This is a genomic window from Reyranella sp. (assembly GCF_044224635.1).
Taxonomy (GTDB): Bacteria; Pseudomonadota; Alphaproteobacteria; order Reyranellales; family Reyranellaceae; genus Reyranella.
Genome location: NZ_JBGAKA010000006.1, coordinates 89,281 through 112,542, shown reverse-complemented (window position 1 = coordinate 112,542; position 23,262 = coordinate 89,281). Strand labels below are relative to the sequence as shown.

The following is a 23,262-nucleotide window of genomic DNA, read 5'->3' as shown; positions in this document are numbered from 1 at the left end:
CGGGACCACATGACGACGGATACCGCCGCTCCCATCGCGGCGCCGCGCCCCCAGGCCGGCCTGCTCGGCTGGCTCGAGGGCAAGGCGTCGTGGATCGCGCTCGGGCTGATCGGCCTGCTGCTGCCGCTGCTCGACGATTCCTACATCGGCGTCATCGCCCAGCGCGCCTACATCTACTGGGTGCTGTCGGCCGGGCTGAACCTGGTCGTGGGCTACGCTGGTCAGATCGCCATCGGCTGGGTGTCGATGCTGACGCTCGGCGCCTACACCACGGCGGCGCTGGCCGCCGGCCGCGTCGGGCCAGAGTGGCCGGCCTATCTCGCGCTCGCCGCCGGCGGCGTCATGGGGGCGATCTTCGGCGTCATCGTCGGCCTGCCGGCGCTCAGGCTGCGCACCTTCTACTTCGCCATGACCACGCTGGGCTTCGCCACCATCGTCACCCAGGTGGCGCTGGCCTGGAAGGACGTCACCGGCGGCGGCGTCGGCACGCCCGGTCCGGTGTTCCCCTGGCCGTTCGATCCCGGCTGGGGCTTCTACTATTTCTGTTTCATCCTCGCGGCGCTCGCGACCTGGATCACGGCCAACATCGGCGCGAGCCGCTATGGCCGCGCCCTGGTCGCCATCCGCGACGCCGAGGTCGCCGCTGAAGCCTCCGGCATCGCCAAGCCCAAGCTGCTGATGCTGATCTTCCTGCTGGCCGGCGCCCTGGGCGGCGTGGCCGGCGGGCTGTTCGCCTCGCTGCAGTCGTACATCACGCCCGACGCCTTCACCTTCGAGATGTCGGTGCTGTTCTTCATCGCCATCCTGATCGGCGGGCGCGGCTCGATCCTGGGGCCGGCGCTCGGTACCATCATCCTGACGGCGCTGCCCGAGTTCGCCGCGCCGCTGGTCCAGTGGTCGACCTTCCTCTACGCCGCGCTGCTGCTGGCAATTGTGCTGTTGATCCCCGGAGGCATCGCCGACCTGCTCGACTTCAAGAACCGCCGGCCGCTCGAGCAGCACCGTGAGATCGTGCCGCGCCCCGAGCTGCTGGCCCGCGTGCTCGACAAGAGCGCGCCCAGCACCATCGCGCTCAAGGACATCTCGCTGCATTTCGGCGGCGTGCGTGCGATCGACGGGCTCGACCTGGAGATCCGCTCGGGCGAGGTGCACGGCCTGATCGGCCCCAACGGCAGCGGCAAGACCACGACGCTGAACGTGATCTCGGGCTACTACCGGCCGAGCACCGGAACGATGACGCTGGGGAGCGCCGAGCTGCCGTTCGAGCAACCGTACCGGCGCGCTGAATACCGCATCGCCCGCACCTTCCAGACGCCGCGCCTGGTCGGCGCCGCCTCGGTGCTGGACAACGTCATGATCGGCGGCACGGTGCACGGCCAGGCGAGCTTCAGCGAGGCGATGCTGAGCCTGCCGCGCCATCGCCGCGACGAGAAGCACCTCGAGCAGGCGGCAATGCAGGCGCTGGCCACGGTCGGCCTGGAGACGCTGGCCGGGGTGCGCGCCGACCGCCTGCAGCACAGCGAGCTGCGCTTCATGGAGATCGCCCGCGCGCTGATGCTGCGGCCGGCCTTCCTGATGCTCGACGAGCCGGCGGCCGGCCTGTCGGCCGAGGAGATCCGCCGGCTGGGCAACCTGATCAAGGCGATCAGTCGCGCCGGCACCGGTGTGCTGCTGGTCGAGCATCATGCCGACCTGATCTTCGACATCTGCGATCGCGTGACCGTGCTCAACCTCGGCAAGGAACTGGCCGCGGGCACGCCGGCCGAGATCCGCTCGCATCGGGAGGTGGTCAGTGCCTATCTCGGGGCGTGAGCCACTGCTGGAAGTCCGGGGCCTCAGCGCCGGCTACGGCAAGATCGGCGTGCTGAACGGCATCGACTTCACGGTCGGCGCCGGCGAGATCGTGGCCCTGCTCGGCCCCAACGGGGCCGGCAAGAGCACGTTGCTCAAGGCCCTGTCAGGCCTGCTGCCACGCACCGGCAAAGTCACCTTCGCCGGCCACGACATGAGCACGACCGGCCCGCGCGAGGCGGTCAATGCCGGCCTCGTGCACGTGGTCGAGGGCCATCGCGTGTTCACCCAGTTGAGCGTGCACGACAACGTCATGCTGGCGGGCTACGGCATGGCGCGGCGCGAGCTCGAAGATCGGGTCGAGGAGGCGCTGGCGTTCTTCCCGGAGATCGCCGAGAAGCGCAACGACCGCGCCGTCACCCTGTCGGGCGGCCAGCAGCAGATGCTGGCGGTGGCACAGGGCCTGGTGCGGCACCCCAAGCTCCTGATGCTCGACGAACCGTCGGCCGGCCTCTCGCCGGTGCTGGTCGACCGCGTGCTCGCCGCGGCAGCCCGTCTGCGCGATGCCGGTACCGCCGTGCTCCTGGTCGAGCAGCTGATCGAGAAGGCGCTGAATTTGGCGGATAGGGTCTACGCCCTGGCCCGCGGCTCGATCGTGCTGGAAGCCAAGACCGACGAGCCCGACCTGCCCAACCGCCTCGAGCACGCCTATTTCGGCCAGGACGTCAGCCCGCCGCTGGCGTGATCATTCTCCTCCCCAGCGAAGCTGGGGGAGGAATGGACACATCTCATTCTCCCCCCTGTAATCGGGCAGGGCATTCGTCCATGGGCGCCCGCTCATTTTTCCTCCCCAACTCTGTTGGGGAGGTGTCCGCGTCATCGCGGACAGAGGGGTCATGAGCAGCGGGACTGAGGCTCACGACCCCTCCGCCCCGTATGACGGGGCACCTCCCCAGCGAAGCTGGGGAGGAGGAAGACACACCTACTTCGAAAACTCGACGACCGTCAGGTCGAGCGGCAGGATGCCTTTCATCACTTGCGGCGGCGTCACAGGCGTCAGCGTAAGCGGCGAGCCGGTGGCCTCGGCCTTGTCGAAATCGGCCGTGCCGGCGTGGTCGATGGCGGTCAGGGTAAAGGCGTCGATGACGTAGGGAAGGCCGTTGGCCAGCAATGGCGACGGCCCGTCCATGACATGCAGGTGCAGATGCGGCGCCTGGCTATTGCCGGTATTACCGACCTTGCCCAGCACGTCGCCGCGCTTGACGCGGGCCCCCGCGGTCACCGTGACGCTGCCCGGCTGCATGTGGGCAAACAGCACGTAGGCGCCGCCGCCGATATCGAGCACCACGAAGTTGCCGTCGGCCTGGTCGAGCGGCAGGTTCCTCGGTAACGCCCCCGGCACCTGCTCCAGCAGGTCGTTGCGCGCGGCAACGACCGTGCCGTCGGCGACGGCCAGCACGTCCTTGCCGAAGATGGTGTAGTTGGTGAGCGTCCTGGTATCGCCGCTGACCAGGTGGTTCTGCGCATCGGCCTGCTCCCAGTCGATGGCGAAGCGCTGGGCGAGCGTGAAGCGGCCGTCGAGCGGCAGCAGCGCTCGCACATGGCGAATGCTGTCGCAGCAGCCGTCGCCGGCGATATAGCCCTTGCCGAGGAGCGGCGGCCCGAGAACCACGGCAGGCGCATCGTTCACCGCCGTCTCGGCAATCGTCAGCACGTGATCGATGTTGGCCGGCATGAAACGAATTGCGATGCGATGACTGAGCGTGCGCGGCAGCGCGTCATCCTTGCCGAGCGCCACGTGCAGGAAAAGGACACCGAACTGACCGAACAGGAGATCGGCGGCTTCGGCGCCGCGCCGTCCGCCGACCGACAGGCGCCGGGCCACGGCGTCGCGGTCGAGCCGATGCACGACCTTGCCGCCCTGGTCGACAATCTCGACGGCCTGCACCTCGAGCGTGCCTGCCGTGACATTGCCGAGCTGCACCTCGTACACAAGATGGCGCCGCTGGTCCGAGCCGAGCACCGGCCGCGGCGCGGCAATCACCTGGCCGACGAGTGGCGTCAGGACAGGCTCCGCGGCAAGGGCCGGCAGCACCGCCGGGCACAGGGCGACTGCGGCGAGCAGAAGACACCTGATCATGCGTCGACGCCGAACGCCTGCCGCATCGCCTTGACGCCCTCCTGGTGCGGCGTCCACAGCCGGCCGCCAACGATGCCGCCGTCGACCACGAGGTCATGGCCGTTGATGAAGGTCGAGTCGTCCGACGCCAGGAACACCGCAGCGTGGGCGATGTCGTCGGTCAGGCCGGCGCGCGGGATCGGCTGGTTCTTGGCGAAACCGGCTTTCATCGCCTCGGCGTAGCTGTCGGCCTTGTCGGGCGGCAGGCCGAGCGCCTTGGCGAAGATGCCGGTGGCGATACCGCCCGGCGAGATCGAGTTGCAGCGCACGTTCTTCTCGCCGAGCTGCATGGCCGCGCACACCGTGAGATGCACGACCGCGGCCTTGGCGGCGCCGTAGATCATCGAGGTCGAGTAGCCGGCGCGTCGCGCCGCGACGCTGCCGTTGTTGATGATGCTGCCCGAACCCTGCTTCATCATCACCGGCGCGGCGTGCTTCATGCCGAGCATGACCGAGCGCACCAGGGTCGCCATGGCGACGTCGAAGCCGTCCACCGGGATGGTCTCGATGCCGCCCACTGGCGCCGGCCCGCCGGCATTGTTGAACAGGCAGTCGAGCCGGCCCCAGCGGCCGAGGCAGGCGGCGATCATCGCCTCGACGTCGGCCTCCTGGGTGGCGTCGGCCTTGACGAACAGGCACTTGTCCTTGCCCAGCGCCGCCTCGAGCGAGCGGCCGTGCTCCTCGCGGCGGCCGGTCGCCACCACCTTGGCGCCTTCCTGCACGAAAATCTCGACCGTGCGCCGGCCGATGCCGCTGGTCGCGCCGGTGACGATGGTGATCTTGCCGTCGAGCTTGCCCATGATTTCTCCCAACCGTTTCGGCGGGAATGATACACCAGCGCCAGCAAGGAGAGGCAGATGACGGTGCTGGGTGTCCTGGGTGGCAGCGGTATATACGAGATTGCCGGCCTTGAGCGCGCGACCTGGCGGCGCGTCGCCTCGCCGTTCGGCGAGACGTCGGACGAGTTCCTGTCCGGCACGCTGGACGGCCTCGACCTTGTGTTCGCGCCGCGCCACGGTCGCGGCCATCGGCATTCGCCGACCACGATCAACTACCGCGCCAACATTGATGCCCTGAAGCGCGCCGGCGTCACCGACCTGCTCTCGCTGTCGGCGTGCGGCTCGCTGCGCGAGGACCTGCCGCCCGGCCATTTCATGGTCGTCGACCAGTTCATCGACAGGACTTTCGCGCGGGAGAAGAGCTTCTTCGGCGAGGGCCTGGTGGCCCACGTGTCGATGGCCCATCCGACCTGCAACCGCCTGGCCGAGGCGGCGCGCGACTGCGCCCAGGCAGCCGGCATCCCGCTGAAGTTCGGCGGCACCTACCTGGCAATGGAAGGCCCACAATTCTCCAGCCTGGCCGAGTCGAAGCTCTATCGCTCGTGGGGCTGCGACGTCATCGGCATGACCAACATGCCGGAGGCCAAGCTCGCCCGCGAGGCGGAGATCTGTTACGCCACCGTCGCCATGGTCACCGATTTCGACTGCTGGCATCCCGATCATGACCACGTGCAGGTCGCCGATATCGTGCGTGTGCTGACCGAGAACGCCGAGAAGGCCAAGACCCTGATCAAGCTGATCGCCCCACGCCTCAAGGCGGCGCGGCCGGCCCCCTGCCCGGCGGGCTGCGACCGCGCGCTCGAGTATGCCCTGATCACCGCGCCTCAGGTGCGCGCGCCAGACATGATGAAGAAGCTCGAAGCGGTCGCCGGGCGCGTGCTGGGCGGGCACGCGACGAGCTGACTCACATTCCTCCTATGAAAATCGGGGCGGGCACCGCCCCGATTTTCTCAGCATCGTGGTGCGCGCCGGCGTGCTGGGGGTCTCCCCAGCAAAGCTGGGGAGGAGACAACTTCAAATCACCGGCGCAAGGCGGTGCGCCACCAGCGAGGCGTATCGCGCCGCGACCGGCAGAAGCGCGCGGAAGTCGAGATGGCTGTCGGAGCCGGCGAGGTCGCTCAGGCAGCGCACGTTGACGAACGGGATGTCAGCGCCCCAGCGGCGGGCGATCTGGGCGACGGCGCCGCCTTCCATCTCGACGGCCCTGGCATCCGCGAAGCGTTCGCGCAGGCGCCGCCTGGTGGTCTCCGAATTGACGAAGCTGTCGCCGGTGAGGATCGGGCCGAAATGGATGTCGGGGACGCGCCGGCCAGCGCCGATCGTCTGCGGCAGCGGCTCCAGCTCGACACCCGCGAGGGCGTCCCGCAGGCGCGTCACCAGCGCCTCGTCCAGGGGATAGCCAGGCGCCCAGTCCTCGCCCCTGGAGGGCCGGCTGCCGGGCTGGATGGTGACGAAGCCGCTCTCGCGGTCGAGGCCGAAATCGTGCTGCAGGTTGTTGGTGCCGATCACGATGTCGCCGACGCCGAGCGCCGGATCGAGGCCGCCGGCCACGCCGCATAGCATCAGCGCCCGGCAATCGAAGCGGTCGAGCAGCAGGGCGGTCGCGACCCCGCCATTGACCTTGCCCGGCCCGGTTTCGACGAAGACCGCCTCGCGACCGGCGATCTGGCCGCGCCAGAACGGCAAGCCGCCGATCTCGGTCTGGTCGCCTGACCGGTCGGACAGGTGGACCAGCTCTTCCGGCAAGGCTGACAGGACACCCAGGAGACTGTTTGCCATCGACCGATGGGCTATAAGGGCGCCCGTTCCAAAAGCAACCTCCGTGACCCAGCCCCTGCCCTCTCCCGCGGACCTGCGCGCCGCCTGCACCGACCTCGCCCGCGACGCCGCCCGCGAGATCATGCGCATCTATGCCGGCGATCTCGGCGTCCGCGACAAGCCTGACAAGAGCCCGGTGACCGACGCCGACCACGCCGCCGAGGCGATCATCGTCGCCGGCCTGCGCCGGCTGACGCCCGACACGCCGATCGTCGCCGAGGAGGAGATGGCGGCCGGCCGCGTGCCGGTGATCGGCGACGGCCCGTTCTGGCTGGTCGACCCGCTCGACGGCACCAAGGAATTCATCAAGAGGAACGGCGAATTCACCGTGAACATCGCCCTGATCGAGGACGGGCGGCCGACGCTCGGCATCGTGCTGGCGCCGGCGAGCGACACGCTGTGGCGCGGCGTGGCGAGCCTGGGCGCCGACAAGTGCGAGAAGGGCGGCGGCTTCGCGGCCATCACCGTGCGCACGCCGCCGGACGACGGGCTGACCTGCTGCGCGAGTCGCAGCCATGCGGTCTACAGCGACCTCAACATCTGGTTCCGCCGCGAGGGCCTCACCGTCACCGACCGGATCCAGGCCGGCTCGTCGCTGAAATTCTGCCTGATCGCCGAGGGCAAGGCCGACATCTACCCGCGCTTCGGCCCGACCAACGAATGGGATACCGCGGCCGGGCAGGGCGTGCTCGAGGCCGCTGGCGGCGAGGTGGTGACAACCGACGGCCGGCCGCTCGGCTATGGCAAGCCCAAGTTCTCCAACCCGCATTTCATCGCCCGCAGCAAGGCGTTCCGGTGAGGATTGTCGAGCCGACGGCGGCCACCATCGTGGCTGCCGCCAAGCTGCTGATCGATGGCAAGCTGGTCGCCTTTCCGACCGAGACAGTCTATGGCCTGGGCGGCGATGCCACCAACGAGCGTGCGGTCGCAGCGATCTTCGAAGCCAAGGGACGGCCGCGGTTCAACCCGCTGATCAGCCACGTGCTCGATGCCCAGGAGGCGCAGCGACTCGTGCGCTGGAGCGATACGGCCGACGCGCTCACGGCACGGTTCTGGCCAGGCGCCCTTACGCTGGTATTGCCGCGCTCAGAAGGTTCGACGATCGCGCTGCTGGCGACGGCCGGCCTCGACACGGTGGCGATCCGCGCGCCCTTCCATCCGGTGGCGCAGGCGCTGATCCGCGCCGCCGGCCGGCCGGTCGCTGCGCCGTCGGCCAATCGCAGCGGCGCCATCAGCCCGACCCGTGCCGAGCACGTCGCCGAGTCGCTGGCTGCGCGCGTGCCGATGATCATCGACGGCGGGCCGTGCCTGGTCGGCGTCGAATCGACGGTGCTCGACCTCTCGGGGGACACACCGATTCTCCTGCGGCCGGGTGGCGTCTCACGCGAGGCGATCGAAGCCGTGATCGGCCGCATCGCCTTGAGCGACGCGCTGCCGACCGGCGACGCGGCGCGCAAATCGCCGGGGCAGCTCGCCAGCCACTACGCGCCGGCGCGGCCGGTCCGCCTCGGGGCGACAGGCGTCGGTGCCGACGAAGGCCTGCTGGCGTTCGGGCCGGACGCGCCCGCCGGCGCCATGCTGACGTTCAACCTCAGCCCGGCCGGCGATCTCGCCGAAGCAGCCGCCAATCTCTTTGCCATGATGCGCGCGCTCGACAGGCCCGGCATCGACCGCATCGCCGTGATGCCCATCCCGGAGACGGGACTGGGCCTCGCGATCAACGACCGGCTGCGCCGCGCCGCCGCGGATGACGGCAAAAGCGGCCGGCGCTAGTCTCGCCCGAACGGAGGAAACATGCCCGATACCGTCGTCACGCCCAGCATCCCCACCGTGCCGGTCATGCCTGCGGTCCTCGACCAGCTGCGCGCCATCGTCGGCGAGCGGGGGCTGATCCTGGACGACCCGGGCAAGGAGCCGTTCGTGCGCGACTGGCGAGGCTCGCTCACCGGCACCGCGGCGGCGGTGGTGCGGCCGGCCAACACCGACGAAGTCTCGAAGGTGGTGAAGCTCTGCCACGACCACGGCATCGCCATCGTGCCGCAGGGCGGCAACACCGGCCTGATGGGCGGCGCCACGCCGTGGCCGACGCACAGCGGCATCCTGCTCTCGCTCGGCCGCATGAACCACGTGCTCGAGGTCGACCCGGTCGGCTACACCATGACGGTCGAGGCGGGCTGCGTGCTGCAGACCCTGCAGGACACGGCGGCGAGCCACGACCGATTCTTTCCGTTGAGCCTCGGCGCCCAGGGCTCGTGCATGATCGGCGGCAACCTCTCGACCAACGCCGGCGGCGTGCAGGTGCTGCGCTACGGCAACGCGCGCAACCTGGTGCTCGGCCTCGAGGTGGTGCTGCCCAACGGCGACGTGTGGAACGGACTGCGCTCGCTCAAGAAGGACAATACCGGCTACGACCTCAAGCACCTGTTCATGGGCGCCGAAGGCACGCTCGGCGTCATCACCAAGACCGTGCTGAAGCTGTGGCCGGCGCCCAAGGACGTCGCCACCGCCTGGCTCGCCATCCGCGACCCGCAGGCCGCCATCGAGATCCTGTCGGCGGCGCACGCGGCGTCGGAGGACAATGTCGGCTCGTGCGAGCTGATGTGCCGCAACGTCATCGACATGGTCGTCCGCCACCTGCCCAACACTCAGGACCCGCTGAAGGCCGACGCCGAATGGTACCTGCTGCTCGAATGGTCGTCGTCGCGCCCCAGGGCCGAGGGCGCCGAGGGCATGTCGGACAAGCTCGAGCAGTTCCTCGCCGACGAGATCGAAACCGGCCGCGTGCTCGACGCGGTGATCGCCCAGAACGAGGCACAGGCGCGCAACATGTGGCGCCTGCGAGAGGGCGTCGCCGAGGCCTCGCGAGCCGAGGGGCCGGCGCTGAGCTACGACGTGTCCGTCTCGATCTCCAGGATCCCGAGTTTCATCGACCAGGGCGTCAAGGCGGCCCTTGAGATCCTGCCCGGCCTCAGGCCGCAGCCGATCGGCCATATCGGCGACGGCAACATCCATTTCTCGTTCGCCGCGCCCAAGGGCATGGACCGCCAGACGCTTAACCAGCACGAGCCGGCGATCACCCGGGTCGTGAACAACCTGGTGCGCGACATGGCCGGCTCGATCTCGGCCGAGCACGGCATCGGCCAGCTCAAGGTCGACGAGCTGGCGCACTATCGCAGCCCGGTCGAGCTCGACACGATGCGCGCCCTGAAGCGCGCCCTCGATCCGAAGAACATCATGAACCCGGGAAAGATCCTGCGGCTGTGAGCAATTGTTTCTTCCTCCTCCCCAGCTTTGCTGGGGAGGTGTCGGCGTCTTACGCCGACGGAGGGGTCATGGGCCACGAGCACGTCCCTCAAGGCGGAGTGAACTTATGTGATCGACAGAAAGAGCGCCACAGAGCGGCGCGCTCCCGGCGAAGGCCCATGACCCCTCCGTCGCGTATGACGCGACACCTCCCCAGCAAAGCTGGGGAGGAGAAGAAACAGGTGACCCGATGAGCCCATTCATCGATGAGCTCGCCGCCATCGTCGGCGACCGCGGGCTGGTAACCGATCCGCAGGGCAAGCACCCCTACCTCACCGACTGGCGCGACAACTACCTTGGCGCGGCACTGGCCGTCGTCCGGCCGGCCAGCACCGAGGAAGTCGCCGCCGTGGTGAAGCTGTGCGCGGCCGAGAAGGTCGCGATCGTGCCCCAGGGCGGCAACACCGGCATGGCGGGCGGCGGCACGCCCGACCAGAGCGGCCGCGAGATCGTGCTGTCGCTCAACCGGATGAACCGCATCCTCGAGGTCGATCCGCTCGGCTACACCATGACGGTCGAGGCCGGCGTCGTGCTGGAGACCATCCAGGAGGCGGCGGCGCAGCACGACCGGCTGTTTCCGTTGAGCCTCGCCGCCCAGGGCAGCTGCACCATCGGCGGCAACCTCTCGACCAATGCCGGCGGCGTGCACGTGCTGCATTACGGCAACGCCCGCCAGCTCGTGCTCGGCCTCGAGGTGGTGACGCCGGCGGGCGATATCTGGGATGGCCTGCGCGCGCTCAAGAAGGACAACACCGGCTACGACCTGCGCGATCTCTATCTCGGTGCCGAGGGCACGCTGGGCATCATCACGCGGGCGGTTCTGAAGCTGTGGCCGCGGCCCAAGGACACGACGACGGCGTGGATCGCCGTGCCCTCGCCCGAGGCCGCCGTCGCGCTGCTGAGCGGCGCGCATGCCGCCAGCGAGGACAATGTCACCTCGTGCGAGCTGATGAGCCGGCAGGGCATCGACATCGTGCTGCACCACATGCCGGGCTCGGTCGATCCACTGGCCGAGCGTCATGACTGGTACGTGCTGATGGAATGGGCATCGACGCGGCCCCGCCGCGCCGGCGACAATACGTCAGGTTTGGCGGAAAAGATGGAAGCCTATCTCGGCGAGGCGCTCGAGGCCGGCCAGGTGCTCGACGCCGTGATCGCCCAGAACGAGGCGCAGGCACGCGCCTTTTGGGCGATGCGCGAGAACCATGCCGAATCACAGAAGCGCGAAGGCCCGTCGATCAAGCATGACATCTCGGTGTCGGTGAGCAAGATCCCGGCGTTCATGGCCAAGGGACTGGCGGCAATGAAACAGGTTCTGCCCGAGTGCCGGCCGGTGCCGTTCGGCCACGTCGGCGACGGCAACCTGCATTTCAACTGCCAATCGCCGCCGGGCTGGGACAAGGCGCGCTTTCTGGCATACGCCCCTGCCATCAGCGGCGCGGTCTACGACCTGGTGGTGAGCCACGGCGGCTCGATCTCGGCCGAGCACGGCATCGGCCAGCTCAAGGTCGACGAGCTGGCGCACTACCGCAGCCAGATCGAGCTCGACACCATGCGCACCATCAAGCGCGCTCTCGACCCGCAGAATCTCATGAACCCGGGCAAGATCATCCGCGTCTAGTATCGCCGGCGGGAGGACGCGCTGGGCTCGCCACAGAACGGAATGGTGCCGTCGCTGGTGCTCAGCGGTAGCCTATATGGCCGGGAGCGTGTCTCGGCATCGCGACCGTCATGACGCCGTGTGCCAAGTGCGCTCCGCTTCCAATGGCGCAGTCAGCAAACATTCGTATGCGGCGGCCAAGGCTGGAATCCTCGGACTGACCCGTTCGCTCGCCAAGGAGCTCGGGCCGAAGATCGCGATCAACGCCATCTGCCCCGGCGTGATCGAGACCGAGCTCGGCAACAGCCTGACCAAATCACGCGGGGCGGAGATGGTGAAAGGCATCGTGCTCAATCGGCTGGGCACGCCGGCCGACGTTGCCCAGCGTAGCCATCATCTCGGCCCGTTGTCCTTGCGCTCGACGATCTCGTACTGGACGTCGATCACTTTGCGCCCGGCATGGGCGGACGGGCCCGGCGGCGGCTTGCCGGTGAACAGGCGGCGGATCCACTCGCGCGCCTTGAAGCCCAGGATGGCGATCAGCACGATGGCAGCGACGCCGGCGATCACGGCAAAGCCCAGCACCGCCAACACGACGAAGCCGATCAGGCCGGCGATCGCCTGCAGCCAGACGCGCAGCGGCAGGCGGGCCAGCATCTCGAGGAATTGCTTGCCGTTCACGGGCCCCTCTCTCACTACGCCCAGCGCTTCTCGAAGTCCCAGACCTCGGAGAAGCCCATCAGCTCGTGCATGTCGCGGTACTGCGGCACGTTTACCCCCGACGCCAGGTGCCGGGCGCCAGGATGAACTCATCCTTCGCCGGCCGATCGCGCAGCGCCAGCGCCTTGGGATTGCCCGCCATGCCCGACCCCTGCTCTATCCAGGTCGGACTATAGCAGTCCTCGTGCGCCGGGAAGATCAGGCGATGGGTCCTGCCCGATCGTTTGTCCAGTCAGCTCACGTCGCGGCGATCAGACCGAGACCGCCTTGAGCTCGCTCGAGCCGGCCGCCTTGCAGAAGGTCGTCGTCTCGGTCGTGGTCTGGCCGTTCTTGGTCGCCGACATCTCGATCGGCCGGCAGGTGCTGCCGTCGGCGCGGCTGCTCGCCGGCCCAACGGCCTTCGCCGCCACGACTGTCGGAGGCGCTGTGCTCGACTTTTGCGCCGGGTCGACCGTGTAGGTCGTCGGCACGTTGGTCTCGGAAACGAAGGCGGTTTGCGTCGCCTGCGCAAGGCGCTGCCGCTCCTGGTTGTCGAGCGCGCGGCCGACGAGATTGCCGGCGATCGCGCCGACCAGGGCGCCACCGATGATGCCGCCTGCCGACCCGAAGGCGAGACCGCCGACGGTGCCGCCGACTGCCGCACCCAGCACGGTACCCATTGTCTGATTGGAAGGCCCGCCGTCGCTGCTGGTGGTGCAGGCGGTGGCCAGCCCGAGCGCCGCGACCATGCCCACCATCGCTACCGCGATCCTACGCCACGACGCACGCACGGGAGATTCGGCTGCCAGTACAGTCATCTTGAGCACCTCTTCTTGTAGTCGGGAACAGAAACTCTACCCCACAGGGATCGCTTGCCGCTACGGGCCTCGTCCTCCACGTCCGCATAGGAGCGCGGCGCATCGCACGATGCCAGAACCAGGCCATTGCGCACCAGGGCCAGCGCCAGGTCGTCGCGGTCGGCGTCGGGCACGTCGGCCAGCGGCTCCTTGGCGGCGAGCGGCGTGATCAGGCAGCGATAGAGCGGCGTGCCGTCGGTCAGCCGGTCGGTCTGGCGGCAGCGCAGATGGCGGGGCTTGGCCGCCAGCGCCTTGACCGCGAGCTGATGCAGGTCGGGATCGGCGACGATGTCGACGCCCTGCAGGCGAACCTCGTCGGATCGGTCCTTGAGCCCGATCAGCATCAGCGACTTGCCGAAATGGTCGAACGCGCCGGCGACGAACTCGACCGCCTTGCGGGCGTCCTCGACGGCTTTGCGGCGCGCCTCGGCCTCCTCCTCGGCCTTGCGCCTGGCCTCTTCCTCGGCGCGCTTCTGGGCAGCCATCTCGGCCGCGATCTTCAGGCGCGCCTCGGCTTCGAAACGCTTGCGCTGCTCTTCCTCGGCGGCAGCGCGGCGCTGCTGCTCGGCGGCATCCTGCTCGGCCTTGAGCCGGCGTTGCTCGGCCGCCTCCTGCTCCGCCTTGATACGATCCTGCTCGGCTTTCTGGCGACGCTCGGCCTCTTCCTGCGCCGCCTTCTGGCGGCGCTCGGCCGCGTCCTGCTCGGCCTTGATGCGATCCTTCTCGGCGGCTTCCTGCTCGGCCTTCTGGCGTTTCTCGTTCTCCGCGCGCTGTCGGGCCGCTTCCTCCTCGGCCTGCTTTTGCCGGGCAGCCGCCTCCTCAGCCAGCCGCTTGGCCTCGAGCACTGCCGGATCGGGGCCGCGCGGCACGACGGCAAAGTATCCACCACCACCCAGCAGGATGAGAACGGCCGCGGCAACGGCGATCCACAGTCCGGTGCGCCGTGTCGGCGCGGGGGCGTCACCGGGCGATCCGGCCAGGATGGGGACGTGCCGCCCCTCGGACTTCGCTGCCGATTTCGGCTCGGACTTTGCCCCCGGCGTGGGCTCGGGCGCCTTGCCGAGGACGACCGTCGACTCGCCCGTCGGCGCCGCGGCCATCGCCAGGATAGGGCGCCAACCGGCGATCGATTGCGGACGCTCGCGTGCCGCCACCGACAGGCCGGCATCGACGCCGGCCAGCACGCCCGGCTTGAAGCCGGGTGGCTTGATCTGGGCCAGAGGCTCGCAGGCGTCGTCGAGCATACGGTCGAAGGCGCTCGGCGGGACCCGCCCGGCGATGGCGTGGTAGAGCGTGGCCGACAACCCGTAGATGTCGGTCCACGGACCCTGCTTGGCCGACGTCATCTGCTCGGCCGCGGCATAACCCGGCGTGAAGATCGCCGTCAGCGCCGTGCTGCGGCCGGCCATCGCCGCGCGGGAGGCGCCGAAATCGATCAGGGTCGGATTGCCGCCGGCATCGAGCAGGATGTTGGCCGGCTTGATGTCGCGATGCAGGAAACCCGCATTGTGGACCTGCTCCAGCCCGTCGAGCAGGGGCCACAGGATGCGGTTGACCTCCTCGGGGCCGAGCTTGCCGTTGCGCCCGATACGGTCTTCCAAGGTCTCGCCATGGAGCAGTTCCATGACGATGTAGGCCGTCCCGTTAGCTTCGAGGAAGTCGAACACCTGCACGATCGCGGGCACGCGATGCAGGCTGGCAAGCGTGCGCCCCTCGGTGACGAAGCGCTCGCGGCCCCAGCCGAAATCGTCGGCCATCTTGGTCGTACGCGGCAGCACGGTGATGCTGTCCTGCCGGATCGCCAGCGCCGATGGCAGGTACTCCTTGATCGCCACCTCGCGTCCGAGCTGGACGTCACGGGCGCGGTAGGTGATGCCGAACCCGCCCTGGCCCAGCACCGCGACGATCTCGTAGCGCCCGATCGTCTGGCCGGGCTTCAGCGCCACGTAGTCGACATCGCCCGGCGGCGACGTGGCCTGCCCCGCGACAATCGTCTGCGACGATTGATCGTTCGATGGGCTGTCGGAATCGCTCATGCGCGCCGGGCCTCTAGAGCTGACGTACGAGCATGTCTACATCGCCCAGCCGCACCTTGGTGCCGGCACGCAAGGTCACCGGTTCGGTCTGCCGCAACGCCTTGCCGTCGAGCGAGGTGCCGTTGGTCGAACCGAGATCCTCAAGCATCAGCGCGTCGCCGGCGAGGCTGAGCTTGGCGTGGCGCCGCGACACCGTCGGATGTGCGACCACGAGGTCGCACTGGTCGGAAGCGCGCCCGATCACCATGCCGCCGCTGCGACTCATCAGCTTGTCGAGGGTGACTTCGAACGAATGCCGTTGCTTGCTCGAATCGGTGCCCTCGAAGCGCAGCGTGACCTGCGGCACGATGCGGGTCGTCGTGCCGACCGTAGAGGCCGCCTTGACTGCGCGGACGTGGTAGACCTGCACGGCGCGGCTGACATTCTTGAGCTGATGCTCGCCGCCATCGACGAAGGCGTATTCCATCTTCAGCTCGGCGAGATCGCGCACGGCACGCGACACTGCGATACCGCCGGGCTCGGCCAGCGCTTGGATGCGGGCGGCGAGATTGACGCCGTCGCCGAAGATGTTCTGATCCTCGTCGTCGACGATGACCTCGCCGAGATGGACACCGACACGGAACAGCATGCGCTGCTCCGTGCTCAGCGCCTCGTTGAAGCGCGCCATGCGCTCCTGGATGTCGATCGCCGCGCTGACCGCGGTGACAGCCGAGGCGAACTCCGCCAGCATGGCATCGCCCGCCGTTCCGACCAGCCGGCCGTTGGCGGCGTCGATCGCCGGTCGCCAGACTTCGATCTGGGCCGACTTCAGATGGCGGAAGGTGCGCGTCTCGGCACCTTCCATCATCCGGGTGAATCCGGCGAGGTCGGCGTGGACGATGGCGGCCAGACGGCGCTGCATGACCTTCTCAGTCTACCAGTCTCGTGGCGATTTTGCGTCTGCCGTCACTATCAGCGCCCCTTGAAGGCAGGCGCCCGGCGCTCGCGCAGGGCGCTCAGCCCCTCGCGGAGGTCCTCCGAAGTCTGGCATTCGCGGATGCCGTCACGAATCCTGGGGATATCCGGCTCGGCCTGGGCGAACTGCTCAATCGCCCGCTTCATGTTGGACATCGAGAGCGGCGCCAGGCCGGCCAGCTTGGCAGCGGTCTCATCGACCCGGCTGGCGAAGTCGGCGCGCTCGACCAGCCAGTCGAGATAGCCGACCCGCAGCAGGTCCTCGTCGGTGAAATCCTCCGACAGCAGGAAGGCACGCTTGGCGAAGCTCGGGCTCACCTTCTGGGTGTAGCGGCGCAGCCCGCTCGGGTAGTAGTGCAGGCCGAAGCGCGCCGCCGGCATGAAGAAGCGCATGCCGCGAACGCCGAGCCGGAAATCGCAGGCCAGCGCCATGTCGGTCGCGCCGCCATAGACGCCTCCGTTCAACGCGCACAGGGTCGGCATGCGCATCGCCTCGAGCCGGTCCATGACCTTCTCGAAGCTGTTCTCGCCATCGGCCGGCCGGGCACCGTTGCCCGACGGGATGGAGCCCAGATCGTAGCCCGAGCAGAAGGTCTTCTCGCCGGCGCCGGTCAGCACGGTGACGCGGACCGCGGGGTCGGCGTCGGCCGTCTCGATCGCCCGGCGCAGCAGGCCGAGGCCGGCCGGATCAAGCCGGTTGTGCTTGGCCGGATCGTTGAGCGTGATGGTGGCCCGGGGGCCGTCGATAGCAAGCAAGACTGCGTCGGTCATGGCGGCGAAAATAGCCGAGCCGGTCGCCAAAAGCGACCGAGCGCGGCATATTGCGGCCTGGAGGATGCCATGACTTATACCGCCCCGTTGGCCGATATGCGTTTCGCGCTGCGTGAAGTGGCCGGATTGCAACAGGTCGCCAACCTGCCGGGCTACGAGCACGCCACCGACGATACGGTGGATGCGGTGCTCGAGGAGGCGGCCAAGCTGGCCGGCAATGGGCTCGCCCCGCTCAACCGCGAAGGCGACAAGGTCGGCGCCCGGCTGGAGAATGGCGTGGTGCGGACGGCCCCGGGGTTCGCCGGAATCTACAAGGAATTCGTCGACGGCGGCTGGAATTCGCTGCCCTTCGACCCTGAGTTCGGCGGCCAGGGCATGCCGTGGCTGCTCGCCGCCACGGTGCAGGAGATGTGGCAGGCGGCCAACATGGGCTTCGGGCTGGTGCTGCTGCTGAACCAGGGCGCGATCGACGCCATCCACCATCACGGCTCGGCCGAGCAGAAGGCCACGTACCTGCCGAAGATGATCGCCGGCGAGTGGACCGGCACGATGAACCTGACCGAGCCGCAGGCGGGCTCGGACCTGGCGCAGCTCAAAAGCCGCGCCGTGAAGACAGGCAATCACTACCTGGTCAGCGGCCAGAAGATCTTCATCACCTACGGCGAGCACGACATGGCCGAGAACATCGTCCATCTCGTGCTGGCGCGGACGCCGGACGCGCCGGCCGGCGTGCGCGGCATCTCGCTGTTCATCGTGCCGAAATTCCTGCCCGAGGCCGACGGCAAGCCGGGCAAGCGCAACGACCTGCGCTGCGTGTCGCTCGAGCACAAGCTCGGCATCCATGCTAGCCCGACCTGCGTGATGTCGTTCGGCGACGATGGCGGGGCGATCGGCTACTTGGTCGGCGAGGAAGGCCGCGGCCTCTCCTACATGTTCACCATGATGAACAATGCCCGGCTGTCGGTCGGTATCCAGGGGCTGGCGATCGCCGAGCGCGCCTACCAGCAGGCGTCGGCCTTCGCCAAGACCCGGGTGCAATCGAAGGATGACGGCAGCACCAAGCCCGAGCCGGTGGCGATCATCCATCACGCCGACATCAGGCGCATGCTGATGACGATGCGCGCCCAGATCGAGGCGATGCGGGCGCTGGGCTACTACACGGCCGCCGGCATCGACGGGGCGCTGAAGCATCCCGACCGCGAGCAGGCGCGCCGCACCCAGGACCGCGTCGACCTGCTGATCCCGATCGTCAAGGCGTGGTTCACCGACCTCGGCAACGAGATCGCCTCGATCGGCGTGCAGGTCCATGGCGGCATGGGCTTCATCGAGGAGACCGGTGCCGCCCAGCACCTGCGCGACGCCCGCATCCTGCCGATCTACGAAGGCACCAACGGCATCCAGGCCCGCGACCTTGTCGGCCGCAAGATTGCCAAGGATGGCGGCGAGACCATGCTGGCGCTGGTGGCCGAGATGCGCGCCCTCGCCCAGGAGATGGCGGGCGCGCCGGGCGACGATCTCGCGGCCATCCGCGACGCCCTCGGCACCGCGGCGGACGCGCTGGAAGACGCCACGAGGTGGGTTGCCCAATCGGTCAAGGGCGAGCTGGTGGCCGCCCTCGCCGGCTCGGTGCCGTTCCTGCGCCTGGCCGGCACGGCGCTGGGCGGTTGGCTGCTGGCCCGGAGCGCGCTCGCCGCCCAAGCCAGGCTGGCGGCCCGCGACGGCGATCCAGCCTTCCTGGAGGCCAAGCTTGTGACGGCGCGCTTTTATGCCGAGGTGGTGCTGCCGCCCGCGCTGGCCCAGCTCGGGCCGCTCAAGGCCGCCGGCCGCACCGTGTTCGCGCTGACGGAGGCGCAGCTCTGAGCGGCGGGCTGATCGAGCTGCCGGCGGACGAGGCCCGCGACTTTGCCCGGCGCTTCGACCTGGCGGCGCTGGAGCCTGCCTTCCTCGCCGATCCCTTCCCCTACTATCACGCGCTGCGCCGCTTCGCGCCGCTGAAGCGCCTGCCCGACGGCAGCGTCTTCGTCTCGCGCTACGCCGACGTCGCGGTGTGCTACCGAGATGCCCGCATGCGGTCGGACAAGAAGGCCGAGTTCGGCCCCAAGTTCGGCGTCGGCACGCCGCTCTACAAGCATCATACGACCAGCCTGGTGTTCAACGATCCGCCACTGCACACGCGGGTGCGCAAGCTCCTGGCGGCGGCCTTCACGCCGCGCGCGCTGGCCAACCTGCAGCCGCGCATCGAGGCGGTGGTCGACGGCCTGCTCGACGCGCACGCCGACAAGGGCGGCATGGATCTGGTCGACGATTTCGCCTTCCGCCTGCCCGTCGAGGTGATCTGCGACATGCTGGGCGTGCCGCCGGGCGATCGCGTGCCGTTCCGGAGGTATTCGCTGGCCATCCTGGGCGCCCTTGAGCCGGTCGCCGGTCCCGAGCGCCAGGAAAAAGGCAACGCCGCGGTCGCCGAGTTCTCGGCCTATCTCGACGGGCTGGTCGCCGAGCGACGGCGCCGGCCGGCCGACGACAGCGACATCCTGGGCACGCTGATCCATGGCGAGATCGACGGCGAGCGGCTCAGCCACGACGAGCTGGTGCAGAACTGCATCTTCCTGCTCAACGCCGGCCACGAGACCACGACCAACCTGATCGGCAACACGGTCGATGCCCTGCTGCGCTTTCCCGACGAGCTGGCGCGGCTGCGCGCGAACCCGGCCCTGCTGAAGAGCTGCATCGAGGAAGGCCTGCGCTTCGAGAGCTCCAACCAGCTCGGCAACCGCCGGCTCGCCGCCGACCTCGAGATCGGCGGCGAAAGGCTGGCGGCCGGAACCTACCTGCATATCGGCATCGGCGCCGCCAACCGCGATCCCGAGCAGTTTCCCGAGCCGGATCGTTTCGACGCCGCGCGCGAGCCCAACCGCCATTTCGCCTTCGGCTCAGGCGTGCACATGTGCCTGGGCGCGGTGCTGGCCCGTCTCGAAGGCACGATCGCCATCGGCCGACTGGTCGAGCGCTTCGACGGCCTGGCCCGCGACGGCGAGCCCGAGCGCGGCGGACGGGCGCGCTTCCGCGGCTTCAACCGCTATCCGATCGCGTGGAACGCCTGACCGTCAGCGGCTTCAGGCCCTACAGCGGCTTCACCATGTAGCTGGACATCCCGTGAAACGCGTCGAAAGCTCGGCTTTGCAGGACGTGGCCTTCTTTGTCGCTCTCTTCGCCACAGCGCTGGCGTTGGGTGGGGCGTTGGCCCACGCATTCGAATTGCCCAACAAGATCGACGTGCCACGCGAGCACTATTTTGTCATGCAGCGCGCTTACGACGGTTGGAACAGGCTCGCCTACCTGCTTTGCAGTCGAGGTCGCCGGCATGTTGTCGGTGCTCTGGCTCTATCGCACCAATCCACGCGTGTTGTGGCCGACGGCATCGGCTCTGATCGCCCTCATTGCGGCACAGGCTGTCTTTTGGATCTGGACATTCCCCGCCAACAGGGTCACCGGCAACTGGGCGGTGCAGCCGGAGAACTGGGAGATGCTCCGTCGAGACTGGGAGTATTCCCATCTTGCGGGGGCTGTCTTTCAAGCCTTGGCCATGGCGGCGCTTTTGATCGCCGTGCTACGGCGCGACCCTCGGTCGCTATGATCCCGCGGGCCGCGAACGATTTGACTAGCTGCGTGTCCGTCGGAACAGCATGGTGACATTGCGCCGACGATTCTCGAAGCCCTCGGCGAACCGCATGGCAGCGGTCTGATGGAAGATCGTGCCCCTGAAGAGCAGCGCCCTGTTCTCGGCGTAGGCGAACGAGGTCTGCCGCGCCCCCTCCTGGCGCAGGAAGGCATGGATGTCGCGGCTGCCGACGTTGTAGTCCTCGAAGGTCCAGTCGGCGGGAGCGGCGACGTCCCAGACGTCCAGCCCGCCGGTTCCGGGCTCCAGGTTGGCAGAGTCCGGCGTGATCCAGAAATTGAGGCTGACGTCGGACTGATCGGCATGAACGTCGGTGCCCGGGCGTTGGTGCTGACAGACGAACGACCACCAATAACTCAGGTGATGCCCACCCAGCAGTCCGGGCACGGCCTGCCGCAGCTCCGCCGCGATCTGCAGCATCAGGGGGCTGAAGAATCCGGTTTCGGGATTTGCCCCGAGATAGCCGGCCGCATAGGGCTTGCGCCAAACCGTCGAACGCAGGCAGAAGCGCTGCAACTGCAACAGGGCATCGGGGGTTAGGGCCTGTGACGAAATAATCAGATCGGTGGGTTGTATAAAGCAGTAATAGAATCCCGGATTTCGAGCATGATCAGGTGAGAAACGCTATATATTGATGAAGTGGTCGACTGGGACGCCATTCGTATGCGCTATGAGGCAGTCGCGCCTCACTTGGATGAGCGAGGGCTTCGTTTGTTCGCCGCCAGCGAGGCTCGCGCTGCGGGCCGCGGCGGCATCGCGATGGTGTCGCATCTCACAGGCATAGCCCATCTTTCTCAACTGGACCTCGGAATCATCGATTTCGAGGGTGATGAGAAGCAAAAAAGTGAGCGATTTCAATGACCGCGCGTTGGCAATCATGTGTAGTGGAGACCTAGTCTCTTTCGTGTACTAATTGTGTGGGGTAGTATCCCTACCCATCATGTTCTTACGCGCCAACCGACGCTTCAAAGATGGCAAAGAGCATCGCTATTGGAGCATCGTCGAGAACAAGCGCTGCGCCGGCGGCAAGGTGGTGCAGCGGCCGGTGCTGTACCTCGGCGAGATCAACGACTGTCAGCGTGAAGCCTGGTGTCGGGTGGTCGATGCGTTCGACGAAGACGCTCGGCGGCACACGCAGCTGGCGCTGTTCCCGGCCGATCGCGGTGTCCCCGAGCACGCCCGTGGTCATGGTGTGCAGGTCCGCCTCGATGCGATGGAGCTTCATAGGCCGCGGCAATGGGGTGCGTGCTGGTTGGCCTGCCATCTCTACGAGGAGCTCGAGCTGGATCGCTTCTGGGCCGATCGCCTGGAAGACTCGCGCGAGGGCACGAGCTGGTGTGACATCGTGCAGACGTTGGTGTGCTATCGGCTGATCGATCCTGGCAGCGAGTGGCGGCTGCATCGACAGTGGTTCAGCCAGAGCGCGATGGGCGATCTGCTGGGCGCCGACTATTCGCTGGTCGAGAAGAATGCGCTGTATCGTTGTCTGGACAAGCTGCTCGAGCATAAGCAGGGCCTGTTCAGCCATCTGCGGCAACGCTGGCAGGACTTGTTCGGGGCGCAGTTCGAGGTCCTGCTGTACGACCTGACGAGCACCTATTTCGAGTCGGCGCCGCCGCACAACGAGACCGACAAGCGGCGCTACGGCTACAGCCGCGACAAGCGCGGTGATTGCGTGCAGGTGGTGATCGCGCTGGTGGTCACGCCGGAAGGCTTCCCGCTGGCCTACGAGGTGCTGGCCGGCAACACTGCCGACAGCACGACGCTGCGCGACTTTCTGGCCAAGATCGAGGCGCAGCACGGCAAGGCGCAGCGCATCTGGGTGATGGATCGCGGCATCCCCAGCGAGGCCGTCCTGGCCGAGATGCGGCAAGCCGATCCGCCGGTCCACTACCTGGTCGGCACACCGAAGGGCCGGCTCAGCAAGCTCGAGAAAGCCCTGCTCGACAAGCCGTGGCAGAGCGTGCGCCAGGGCGTCGACGTCAAGCTGCTGGCCGACGAGCCGGAACTCTACGTGCTCGCCCGCAGTGAGCAGCGCGTGCACAAGGAGCGCGCCATGCGCCGGCGCAAGCTCAAAGGGCTGTGGGCTCGCCTCACGGAACTGTCGGCGATGAAGAAGATCAAGCGCCAGGACTTGCTCATGAAGCTCGGCGGCGCGCGCGCCAAGGCACCCGCCGCCTGGCGCCTGATCGATGTCGAGGTGGCACCGCGTGGCGCCTCATTCAGCTACGCCCTCAACCGCAGCAAGCTGCGGCGCGTCCGACAGCGTGAAGGCCGATATCTTCTGCGCAGCAATCTCGGCGATCGCCAACCGGCCGAGCTCTGGCAGTTCTACATCCAGCTCACCGAGATCGAGGCCGCCTTCAAGAACCTCAAGCACGATCTCCAGCTGCGGCCCATCTTCCATCAGCTCGAACAGCGCATCGAGGCACACATCTTCGTTGCCTTCATCGCTTACTGCCTGCACGTCACCCTGCGCGCCCGCCTGCGCACTCTCGCCGGCGGCCTCACCCCGCGCGCCGTCCTCGACAAGTTCACCGACATCAAGATGCTCGACGTTCACTTCCCTACCACCGACGGACGCACCCTCGTCATCACCCGGCACACCGAGCCAAACGCCGATCAAAAGATCCTGCTCCACCAGCTCAAGCTCGAGCTCCCACCTCAGCCGCCGCCCAAGATCTCTGCCCCTCCCACTTCCGCGGCCTAACCTGGGACCCCACTCTGTAGTGGAGACCT

22 protein-coding genes and 1 pseudogene are annotated in these 23,262 nt (G+C 68.0%); 13 read left to right on the top strand and 10 right to left on the bottom strand.

Features of this window, described 5'->3' with window-relative positions; genetic code table 11:
* Positions 1-9 precede the first annotated feature (9 nt).
* Together ACILR9_RS08040 and ACILR9_RS08035 are read left to right on the top strand one after the other, a co-directional pair.
* The gene (locus ACILR9_RS08040) at positions 10-1,812 is read left to right on the top strand and encodes an ABC transporter permease subunit (RefSeq protein WP_395709386.1); all 1,803 of its coding nucleotides are present in this window, start codon (positions 10-12) and stop codon (positions 1,810-1,812) included.
* Positions 1,793-2,536, top strand: coding sequence for an ABC transporter ATP-binding protein (locus tag ACILR9_RS08035; RefSeq protein WP_395709385.1), 744 nt, complete (start codon positions 1,793-1,795; stop codon positions 2,534-2,536). The genes ACILR9_RS08040 and ACILR9_RS08035 overlap by 20 nt, the downstream gene beginning before the upstream one ends.
* A 237-nt stretch (positions 2,537-2,773) precedes the next feature.
* On the opposite strand, the gene ACILR9_RS08030 is transcribed toward ACILR9_RS08035, so the two are convergent.
* Positions 2,774-3,931, bottom strand: a complete 1,158-nt coding sequence (locus tag ACILR9_RS08030; RefSeq protein ID WP_395709384.1) for a M23 family metallopeptidase — start codon at positions 3,929-3,931, stop codon at positions 2,774-2,776.
* Positions 3,928-4,770 carry an SDR family NAD(P)-dependent oxidoreductase gene (locus tag ACILR9_RS08025; protein WP_395709383.1) on the bottom strand — a complete coding sequence of 281 codons (843 nt, stop codon included), beginning with the start codon at positions 4,768-4,770 and terminating at the stop codon, positions 3,928-3,930. Before ACILR9_RS08025 ends, ACILR9_RS08030 begins: the two co-directional genes overlap by 4 nt.
* Positions 4,771-4,827: 57 nt before the next feature.
* Between ACILR9_RS08025 and ACILR9_RS08020 the strand changes: the two genes are divergently transcribed.
* A complete protein-coding gene (locus ACILR9_RS08020; RefSeq protein ID WP_395709382.1) occupies positions 4,828-5,712 on the top strand; it encodes an S-methyl-5'-thioadenosine phosphorylase in 885 nt (294 codons plus the stop codon).
* 111 nt (positions 5,713-5,823) lie between these two features.
* Here the strand turns inward: ACILR9_RS08020 and mtnN are convergent, their stop codons facing one another.
* Entirely contained in the window at positions 5,824-6,588 is a 765-nt protein-coding gene (gene mtnN / locus ACILR9_RS08015) for a 5'-methylthioadenosine/S-adenosylhomocysteine nucleosidase (RefSeq protein WP_395709381.1), read from the bottom strand.
* Positions 6,589-6,631: 43 nt separating this feature from the next.
* Between mtnN and cysQ the strand changes: the two genes are divergently transcribed.
* From cysQ to ACILR9_RS07990, 5 genes and pseudogenes are all read left to right on the top strand, one after another.
* Positions 6,632-7,426 carry a 3'(2'),5'-bisphosphate nucleotidase CysQ gene (gene cysQ, locus ACILR9_RS08010; protein WP_395709380.1) on the top strand — a complete coding sequence of 265 codons (795 nt, stop codon included), beginning with the start codon at positions 6,632-6,634 and terminating at the stop codon, positions 7,424-7,426.
* On the top strand, positions 7,423-8,400 hold the full coding sequence (locus ACILR9_RS08005; RefSeq protein ID WP_395709379.1) for an L-threonylcarbamoyladenylate synthase: 978 nt from the start codon (positions 7,423-7,425) through the stop codon (positions 8,398-8,400). Before cysQ ends, ACILR9_RS08005 begins: the two co-directional genes overlap by 4 nt.
* 21 nt (positions 8,401-8,421) lie before the next feature.
* Positions 8,422-9,891 carry an FAD-binding oxidoreductase gene (locus ACILR9_RS08000; RefSeq protein WP_395709378.1) on the top strand — a complete coding sequence of 490 codons (1,470 nt, stop codon included), beginning with the start codon at positions 8,422-8,424 and terminating at the stop codon, positions 9,889-9,891.
* Positions 9,892-10,120: 229 nt separating this feature from the next.
* The gene (locus tag ACILR9_RS07995) at positions 10,121-11,551 is read left to right on the top strand and encodes an FAD-binding oxidoreductase (RefSeq protein WP_395709377.1); all 1,431 of its coding nucleotides are present in this window, start codon (positions 10,121-10,123) and stop codon (positions 11,549-11,551) included.
* Positions 11,552-11,627: 76 nt separating this feature from the next.
* Positions 11,628-11,903: pseudogene (locus ACILR9_RS07990) on the top strand (SDR family oxidoreductase); the annotation flags it as partial.
* Positions 11,904-11,923: 20 nt separating this feature from the next.
* Here the strand turns inward: ACILR9_RS07990 and ACILR9_RS07985 are convergent.
* From ACILR9_RS07985 to ACILR9_RS07965, 5 genes are all read right to left on the bottom strand, one after another.
* Complete coding sequence (locus tag ACILR9_RS07985; RefSeq protein WP_395709497.1) at positions 11,924-12,211, bottom strand: hypothetical protein; 288 nt, start codon at positions 12,209-12,211, stop codon at positions 11,924-11,926.
* Positions 12,212-12,501: 290 nt separating this feature from the next.
* Positions 12,502-13,047, bottom strand: a complete 546-nt coding sequence (locus tag ACILR9_RS07980) for a glycine zipper domain-containing protein (protein WP_395709376.1) — start codon at positions 13,045-13,047, stop codon at positions 12,502-12,504.
* Positions 13,044-15,122 carry a protein kinase domain-containing protein gene (locus ACILR9_RS07975; RefSeq protein ID WP_395709375.1) on the bottom strand — a complete coding sequence of 693 codons (2,079 nt, stop codon included), beginning with the start codon at positions 15,120-15,122 and terminating at the stop codon, positions 13,044-13,046. The genes ACILR9_RS07980 and ACILR9_RS07975 overlap by 4 nt, the downstream gene beginning before the upstream one ends.
* Positions 15,123-15,135: 13 nt before the next feature.
* Positions 15,136-16,023: an FHA domain-containing protein gene (locus ACILR9_RS07970; RefSeq protein WP_395709374.1), complete on the bottom strand. Its 888-nt coding sequence runs from the start codon at positions 16,021-16,023 to the stop codon at positions 15,136-15,138.
* A gap of 50 nt (positions 16,024-16,073) precedes the next feature.
* The gene (locus ACILR9_RS07965) at positions 16,074-16,847 is read right to left on the bottom strand and encodes an enoyl-CoA hydratase/isomerase family protein (protein WP_395709373.1); all 774 of its coding nucleotides are present in this window, start codon (positions 16,845-16,847) and stop codon (positions 16,074-16,076) included.
* Between the two features lie 69 nt (positions 16,848-16,916).
* Between ACILR9_RS07965 and ACILR9_RS07960 the strand changes: the two genes are divergently transcribed.
* Positions 16,917-18,707, top strand: coding sequence for an acyl-CoA dehydrogenase (locus tag ACILR9_RS07960; protein WP_395709372.1), 1,791 nt, complete (start codon positions 16,917-16,919; stop codon positions 18,705-18,707).
* A gap of 206 nt (positions 18,708-18,913) precedes the next feature.
* A complete protein-coding gene (locus ACILR9_RS07955; RefSeq protein WP_395709371.1) occupies positions 18,914-19,948 on the top strand; it encodes a cytochrome P450 in 1,035 nt (344 codons plus the stop codon).
* A gap of 19 nt (positions 19,949-19,967) precedes the next feature.
* Here ACILR9_RS07955 and ACILR9_RS07950 read toward each other — a convergent pair whose 3' ends face one another.
* Positions 19,968-20,210 carry a hypothetical protein gene (locus ACILR9_RS07950; protein ID WP_395709370.1) on the bottom strand — a complete coding sequence of 81 codons (243 nt, stop codon included), beginning with the start codon at positions 20,208-20,210 and terminating at the stop codon, positions 19,968-19,970.
* Here ACILR9_RS07950 and ACILR9_RS07945 point away from each other — a divergent pair.
* The gene (locus ACILR9_RS07945; RefSeq protein ID WP_395709369.1) at positions 20,209-20,481 is read left to right on the top strand and encodes a hypothetical protein; all 273 of its coding nucleotides are present in this window, start codon (positions 20,209-20,211) and stop codon (positions 20,479-20,481) included. The genes ACILR9_RS07950 and ACILR9_RS07945 overlap by 2 nt on opposite strands.
* Before the next feature lie 24 nt (positions 20,482-20,505).
* On the opposite strand, the gene ACILR9_RS07940 is transcribed toward ACILR9_RS07945, so the two are convergent.
* Positions 20,506-21,045: a hypothetical protein gene (locus tag ACILR9_RS07940; RefSeq protein ID WP_395709368.1), complete on the bottom strand. Its 540-nt coding sequence runs from the start codon at positions 21,043-21,045 to the stop codon at positions 20,506-20,508.
* Between the two features lie 117 nt (positions 21,046-21,162).
* On the opposite strand from ACILR9_RS07940, the gene ACILR9_RS07935 reads away from it, so the two are divergent.
* Both ACILR9_RS07935 and ACILR9_RS07930 read left to right on the top strand, forming a co-directional pair.
* The gene (locus ACILR9_RS07935; protein ID WP_395708879.1) at positions 21,163-21,384 is read left to right on the top strand and encodes a hypothetical protein; all 222 of its coding nucleotides are present in this window, start codon (positions 21,163-21,165) and stop codon (positions 21,382-21,384) included.
* A 79-nt stretch (positions 21,385-21,463) separates the two neighbouring features.
* Positions 21,464-23,233 (top strand): IS1634 family transposase, encoded by a 1,770-nt coding sequence (locus ACILR9_RS07930; RefSeq protein ID WP_395708878.1) that lies wholly within the window; start codon positions 21,464-21,466, stop codon positions 23,231-23,233.
* Positions 23,234-23,262 lie beyond the last annotated feature (29 nt).

Excerpts from the sequence above, each read along its gene's own strand:
- ACILR9_RS07955 (WP_395709371.1), top strand. The coding sequence starts at position 18,914 with ATGCGGTCGGACAAGAAGGCCGAGTTCGGCCCCAAGTTCGGCGTCGGC.
- ACILR9_RS08040 (WP_395709386.1), top strand. The coding sequence starts at position 10 with ATGACGACGGATACCGCCGCTCCCATCGCGGCGCCGCGCCCCCAGGCC.
- ACILR9_RS08030 (WP_395709384.1), bottom strand. The coding sequence starts at position 3,931 with ATGATCAGGTGTCTTCTGCTCGCCGCAGTCGCCCTGTGCCCGGCGGTG.
- ACILR9_RS07965 (WP_395709373.1), bottom strand. The coding sequence starts at position 16,847 with ATGACCGACGCAGTCTTGCTTGCTATCGACGGCCCCCGGGCCACCATC.
- ACILR9_RS07975 (WP_395709375.1), bottom strand. The coding sequence starts at position 15,122 with ATGAGCGATTCCGACAGCCCATCGAACGATCAATCGTCGCAGACGATT.
- ACILR9_RS08000 (WP_395709378.1), top strand. The coding sequence starts at position 8,422 with ATGCCCGATACCGTCGTCACGCCCAGCATCCCCACCGTGCCGGTCATG.
- ACILR9_RS07980 (WP_395709376.1), bottom strand. The coding sequence starts at position 13,047 with ATGACTGTACTGGCAGCCGAATCTCCCGTGCGTGCGTCGTGGCGTAGG.
- ACILR9_RS08025 (WP_395709383.1), bottom strand. The coding sequence starts at position 4,770 with ATGGGCAAGCTCGACGGCAAGATCACCATCGTCACCGGCGCGACCAGC.
- ACILR9_RS07950 (WP_395709370.1), bottom strand. The coding sequence starts at position 20,210 with ATGCCGGCGACCTCGACTGCAAAGCAGGTAGGCGAGCCTGTTCCAACC.
- ACILR9_RS07960 (WP_395709372.1), top strand. The coding sequence starts at position 16,917 with ATGACTTATACCGCCCCGTTGGCCGATATGCGTTTCGCGCTGCGTGAA.
- mtnN (WP_395709381.1), bottom strand. The coding sequence starts at position 6,588 with ATGGCAAACAGTCTCCTGGGTGTCCTGTCAGCCTTGCCGGAAGAGCTG.
- ACILR9_RS07930 (WP_395708878.1), top strand. The coding sequence starts at position 21,464 with ATGTTCTTACGCGCCAACCGACGCTTCAAAGATGGCAAAGAGCATCGC.
- ACILR9_RS07995 (WP_395709377.1), top strand. The coding sequence starts at position 10,121 with ATGAGCCCATTCATCGATGAGCTCGCCGCCATCGTCGGCGACCGCGGG.
- ACILR9_RS07945 (WP_395709369.1), top strand. The coding sequence starts at position 20,209 with ATGTTGTCGGTGCTCTGGCTCTATCGCACCAATCCACGCGTGTTGTGG.
- ACILR9_RS07970 (WP_395709374.1), bottom strand. The coding sequence starts at position 16,023 with ATGCAGCGCCGTCTGGCCGCCATCGTCCACGCCGACCTCGCCGGATTC.
- ACILR9_RS08020 (WP_395709382.1), top strand. The coding sequence starts at position 4,828 with ATGACGGTGCTGGGTGTCCTGGGTGGCAGCGGTATATACGAGATTGCC.